We start from the raw sequence: 5,548 nt of genomic DNA, 5'->3' as shown, positions 1-5,548 counted from the left end.
AGTACCAGCGTACGGCCCACAGAATGATGTCACGCTGAAAATGCCGGCCTTTGAATGGGTTCATGTGCAGCTCCATCAGCAAAAGGGGATGATAAGTTTATCACCACCGACTATTTGCAACAGTGCCGAAATTCTGTAGTTAAAATAAAATGTTAGTTGATTGGGGAACATTCATGGCGGTTCCTGATCTGATCATTCGCCAAAACTCCCACACCGCGGATGCTCACCATGAATGTAAAAGCTATGCTCGCTGATTTCCTCACCTTTGTCACGCCAAAATCAATGCATAAAGCCCGATTTTCGGTTTTGCTAGATGCGGTAACCGCCCTGGCAAAGGATGCGTGTTGCACCGTTACTGCGATTGGCCGGGCGATGCCTGGCTCTTCAGATAAGGTCAGTATCAAACGGGCAGATCGTCTACTCAATAATCCTAACCTGCAACGAGAGCTGCCATTGATTTATGCTGCGCTGACGGCTTCTATTGTTGGCCATAAAACTAAGCCGATGATTTTGGTTGACTGGAGCAATGCCGATACTGCCAAGCGACACTTTATCCTGCGTGCCAGCATTGCCGCTGACGGTAGAGCGTTGACTCTGCTACAGAAGATTGCCGCCGCAGAAGATTATACCTGCCCACACCTACACGGGGCGTTTTTAAAGCAGCTTAAAGCCATGCTACCCAAGGACTGTAAGCCCGTAATTGTCACTGACGCGGGGTTTAAAGTTCCATGGCTGAAACAAGTGCGTAAGCTGGGATGGCATTATGTAGCTAGAGTTCGAGGCAATGTGAAGCTTAAATTGGCAGAGCAGGACAAGTTTATCAGTGTTAATCAGCTTTATCGGCAAGCGAAGAAGGATCCAAAAAGTGTAGGAAAAATCATGCTTGCCCAAACACAACACTATGAAACGCAGGCCGTCCTGGTTGGCAAAGGTTATAAGCTATTGAAACGCGATAAAAATAAGACGTATAAGGAACCATGGTTGTTGGTGTCATCCTTAGCTGACTGCCATGGGTATGCGGATAAAATTGCTAAGTGCTACAGTAGCCGAATGCAAATTGAAGAAAGCTTCCGTGATCAGAAAAGTCACCGCTATGGCCTGGGTAGCGATTTGCATGGTACCAAGAAGAAATCTCGCTTAGAGATACTGCTACTACTGGCCGCATTGGTTAATTGGTTTCATTACCTGCTAGGTAGCGCAGCGGAGAAAGCGGGTTTGCACCTGCGTTATCAAGCTAACACCGTTAAAAATAGGCGGGTATTGGCCCTGAATTTCCTTGGGATATTACTTTGCAAAGAACCCAAACAGCGAATACGCAGGCAATATTATCAGCAGGGACTTAAACAAATACTACAGTGGGTGGTTCAGTGGGACTGGGCAGTAATCAAACAGGCTGATAGCTGATTGTATGAATGGAAATTTTGTGGGGATCCCTCAGATACATTAGACCTCTTTTCAAAAATAACAGATAAACAACGCCATCTATTCGCCAACAAGCTCTCAGAGCTTCCTGAGATGAGTAAATATTCACAAGGCACAGAAAGCTATCAGCAGTTTGCTGTACGTATAGCTGCCATGCTGCAAGATGCAGAGAAATTTAAGGAATTACTTCCTTTACTCAGAAAATTAGGATTTCAATGACATTGTTAATTGAAATTGTTAAGTTAACAGTCAGGTATTAACACAAGTTGAAAACTGGTTTACATAATGAAAAAACTGTCAGTTTCAGAGTTAGCTAAGCTTTATGGATATTCAAGACAAGCCATATATGCACATATAAACAAAGGAAATTTATCTAAAGGATCTGATGGATTAATTGACTTTTCAGAGGCCCTAAGAGTTTTTGGGGAACCACAAAAAAAAGAGGATACAGTCAATCAAAGTCAATCAATTAACAGTCAAAACTTGACAGAAGTTGACTTACTAAAACGTCAAGTTGACATACTGGAAAAACAATTAAATCAGGCAATACAGAGAGAAAATCAATCTTTAGAACGTGAATCGTTTTATCAAGAACAGATTGAAGCTATGCAGCGCTTACTAGAAGCACCAAAAGCCAATATGACTACCTTTACCGATCAGAGCTTTAAACAGGATATAGCAACGGATCCTCGGTCGGAACTAGCAACGAACTATGACGAATTGACTACTCCTCAGCAAGACAATAAGCGTATTCCTATCCCGGAGCATGTTGAACCAGAACAGAAGAAGAGAGGCTTCCTAAGCCGCTTTTTCCTTCCATATGGTTAGCCAAGACTCCAGTTTTTTGAAGAGCCAATTTCAGTGCAAGCACTTGAAATAATGACTCCTCAAAAAACCGGATGATGTTTATTAAAACTGAATAAAACCGTGGAACATCGCTCAATTAGTGATCGTGGAACATGAATAATCAATAAAAAGCCGTTCTGGTGCCCTATACTCCAGAACGGCTTACGTTAATATAATGATATTTAAAGAGAAATATCAAGCATTTCGTATAAGAAATTTTATGTTAAATGATTGTTAGAAATACCCCTTGATCGAGGCATTTTCTATAAAGAATACTAAAAACTAATTAAAGCCAACCAAGTTTCAAAACAAGGCAGTTCTCAGCAATCATATTTTTAAATTATATAACTCCCAACTGAGCTTTTGCTCCAACGATAAGGCTTTCATTTTGAGTTTCTAAGGCAAATAAACCATACATCAAAGGAGAGGCCGCTGCTCTTTCTAAAGTCTGTTCATATAGTTTATTCCAAACTTTACCCCCTAGTTTTTCATACTCGATGATTAGAGTTTTGAGGCTTTCTTCTCCAAACAAAGTTACATGCCCAGCAAAATCAATCGCTGGGTCATCTATATGGGCTGTTGACCAATCAATAACGCCTGAAACAGCTCCATCCTTTGAAGCTAGTACATGCCCAGCATATAAATCGCCATGTATAAATTGGGTGAAATCTGCCCATAGAACATCATTATCCAACCATTTTCTGTAGCGGGTTTCCAATTGCTCACTTATACCAATTTCAGATTTTACTAACTGCAAATTGTTTGCTATTTCAGGTCTTAAATCTGAAGGTTTCATAATTTTCAAATCATTTTCCCGAACTTCTTTTTCAGGAATACTATGGATTTCAAATAAGGTTTTTGCCAAAGATGTTATGTATTTCGGGCTATCTTTGTCCATATTCCAAATTATTTCATAGGTTTCAGCATCCAAATTTAAAACAGGATTATCTTTAAGTATGGGATAAGCCACTAATTCTGTAGATGAAATTCTCCAATCAGGAACCTCTACAGAAAGATGTTTTTTTACCAATTCTAAAATGCGTTTTTCTTTCTTGATTTGTTCCCTCATGCCATCACGACGAGGAATACGCAGCAACCATTGTTGCCCCTTTGTATCAAGAGCAAAAACGACCTTAAAATCAATGCCCATTTCATTGAAATTCATTTTGTCCGTAAGCAACAAGCCGTGTGCTTCAGCAAGTGATTGAATATCTTGAATTGTCATTTTTAATTTCCTTTAAAGAGTTCAATAATTAATGTTCGGATTAGATTGGCTATCATTAACAATCTCTCTCAAAAGTCTTGATGATTTTGTGGTCTTTGATCTCGTAGATAATGTCAGCAATATTATCGACCAATTGCTTGTCATGAGATACGAAGATAATAGTTCCTGCATAGGACTTCATCATTGTTTCTAATGCGGCAATACTTTTTAGGTCAAGATAGTTTCCTGGTTCATCCATAAGCAAAATATTATATTTTCCTAAAAGCATTTTGGATAAAAGCAGTTTGATGATTTCACCTCCCGATAAGTCGGATAAGTTTTTTTGAATATCATTCGCTCCGATCCCCATTGAAGCCAATACTGCACGAATTTCCGCAACTGTGTACTCGCACTCTTCCTGCATAAAGGAGAGCACAGATTTATGCGTGTTAAATTTATATCCTGTTTGTGTAAAGTAGCCAATTTCAGCTTTTGGAGATATGGTTAATCCATCAGCACGTTCTGATATCATTTTTAACAAGGACGTTTTCCCTGTTCCATTCGATCCAGTTATAGCGACTTTAGCGCCAAGCGGTATTATAAAGTTAGCGTCATCAAAGATAGTACGGCTACCAAATTTTAAGCTCAGACCATCTGCCGTAATCGGGAACTTATTGTGCAGTTCTAGGGCTGAACTTTGACGAAAACGAATAGAACGCAAATGCTCTGGTGCTTGAATATCTTCTAATGCAGCCAAACGCTTTTCCATACTCTTAGCTGCCTGATACAGTTTTCTTTGCTTGGTGCCAGTCATTTTTGCATGCCCAAGTCGTCCAGCACTTTCGGTAGAGTTTTTGGATTTTTCTCCTTTTTTCTTATTGTCTAATCGATTAGCTTGCTGGCGTTTTTCTTGCACAGCAGATTCTAATCGCTCCCGTTCCTTCATCATCAGCTCATATTCTACGGCTTGGTGTTGTCGCTCTTCTTCTTTTTGACGCAAGTAATCCGAGTAACCACCCCAATATTCCGTAATTTTACCGTCTTTTAACTCCCATATCTTGTCTACAACCATATCAAGAAAATATCGGTCATGACTGATAACAAGTAATGCTCCATCAAATGCTTTAAGTTGACCAATAAGTAGATCTATTCCATTGAGATCAAGGTGGCTGGTTGGTTCATCCGCTAGAATGCCATGTACTTGTTGGGAAAATGCGGCAGCAATTTTTGCACGAGTTTCCTCTCCGCCACTCATTGTGTCGTTTTGTACATTGGAAACACCAAGGCGAGATAACATTGCCCGGTCTTCGACCGTTTCTATTTCGATTCCGCCCAGTTGGCTGATATGTGCAAAATCACCAAAACGCTGTAATGTCGCTTCGGCTAAAACAATTTCGCCATTAAGTACTTTGAGTAAACTACTCTTTCCTGCTCCGTTATCACCCACAAGACCAATACGGTCATAAGAGTGAATTTCCAATTCATCAATATCCAAAACATCACGCCCAGCATAATCCAAGCGTATGTTTCTCGCTTTAATAATTAAACTCATTTTTATTTACTCCTGTTTAGCTCTTGAAATTTTTTATGCAGCAAACAGGATTTAGGTGAAAACAAAAGCTAGCATCACAGTGTCCTCCCAAAAAAAAAGCTATTCATCCACAGGGTGGACAAATAGCTAGTCAATTAAGTTATAACTGGAAACTATGCACTAAAAGCATACTTATAAATTAAGCATACTTTTACTTTATATATCCGCATATATTCTTAAAGACACAACAAAAGCCCACCATTATAAAATAGTGTCACTATGCAAATAGTTGTGTCTTAACGAATGCGGATAGAATGCATAAACTTACCTAAAAAATAAAATTCAGTTTTATGATAACTTTACTGTTAAAAGAAGTCTAGACAACCTTGTTTTATGCTTGGATATAAGGCTTATTTTAGGCACTGTTGCAAAGTTAGCGATGAGGCAGCCTTTTGTCTTATTCAAAGGCCTTACATTTCAAAAACTCTGCTTACCAGGCGCATTTCGCCCAGGGGATCACCATAATAAAATGCTGAGGCCTGGCC

Annotated in this window: 5 protein-coding genes and 1 pseudogene; 3 read left to right on the top strand and 3 right to left on the bottom strand. The window is 39.6% G+C overall.

Features of this window, described 5'->3' with window-relative positions; all coding sequences use genetic code 11:
- Window positions 1–219: 219 nt before the first annotated feature.
- From B5P39_RS24115 to B5P39_RS24105, 3 genes are all read left to right on the top strand, one after another.
- Window positions 220–1,404: an IS4-like element ISEc29 family transposase gene (locus B5P39_RS24115; RefSeq protein WP_002001451.1), complete on the top strand. Its 1,185-nt coding sequence runs from the start codon at window positions 220–222 to the stop codon at window positions 1,402–1,404.
- Window positions 1,405–1,641, top strand: a complete 237-nt coding sequence (locus B5P39_RS24110) for a hypothetical protein (RefSeq protein WP_069455554.1) — start codon at window positions 1,405–1,407, stop codon at window positions 1,639–1,641. It abuts the gene before it with no gap.
- 66 nt (window positions 1,642–1,707) lie between these two features.
- The gene (locus tag B5P39_RS24105) at window positions 1,708–2,250 is read left to right on the top strand and encodes a plasmid replication DNA-binding protein (RefSeq protein ID WP_004896925.1); all 543 of its coding nucleotides are present in this window, start codon (window positions 1,708–1,710) and stop codon (window positions 2,248–2,250) included.
- A gap of 358 nt (window positions 2,251–2,608) precedes the next feature.
- Here B5P39_RS24105 and B5P39_RS24100 read toward each other — a convergent pair whose 3' ends face one another.
- The 3 genes and pseudogenes from B5P39_RS24100 to B5P39_RS24610 all read right to left on the bottom strand — a co-directional run.
- Window positions 2,609–3,493 carry an Mph(E) family macrolide 2'-phosphotransferase gene (locus tag B5P39_RS24100; protein ID WP_000155092.1) on the bottom strand — a complete coding sequence of 295 codons (885 nt, stop codon included), beginning with the start codon at window positions 3,491–3,493 and terminating at the stop codon, window positions 2,609–2,611.
- A gap of 55 nt (window positions 3,494–3,548) precedes the next feature.
- Window positions 3,549–5,024, bottom strand: coding sequence for an ABC-F type ribosomal protection protein Msr(E) (gene msr(E), locus B5P39_RS24095; protein ID WP_000052512.1), 1,476 nt, complete (start codon window positions 5,022–5,024; stop codon window positions 3,549–3,551).
- A gap of 449 nt (window positions 5,025–5,473) precedes the next feature.
- Window positions 5,474–5,548, bottom strand: a pseudogene (locus B5P39_RS24610) (IS6 family transposase); the annotation flags it as partial.

It is taken from the genome of Shewanella sp. Shew256 (assembly GCF_002196695.1).
Classification (GTDB): domain Bacteria; phylum Pseudomonadota; class Gammaproteobacteria; order Enterobacterales; family Shewanellaceae; genus Shewanella; species Shewanella mangrovisoli.
Note: the sequence above shows the minus strand (reverse complement) of the source record. Positions and strands in the feature narration are given on the sequence as shown.

Bases quoted from the DNA above. Each gene is read 5' to 3' on its own strand.
- B5P39_RS24100 (WP_000155092.1), bottom strand. From the start codon at position 3,493: ATGACAATTCAAGATATTCAATCACTTGCTGAAGCACACGGCTTGTTG.
- B5P39_RS24105 (WP_004896925.1), top strand. From the start codon at position 1,708: ATGAAAAAACTGTCAGTTTCAGAGTTAGCTAAGCTTTATGGATATTCA.
- B5P39_RS24115 (WP_002001451.1), top strand. From the start codon at position 220: ATGCTCACCATGAATGTAAAAGCTATGCTCGCTGATTTCCTCACCTTT.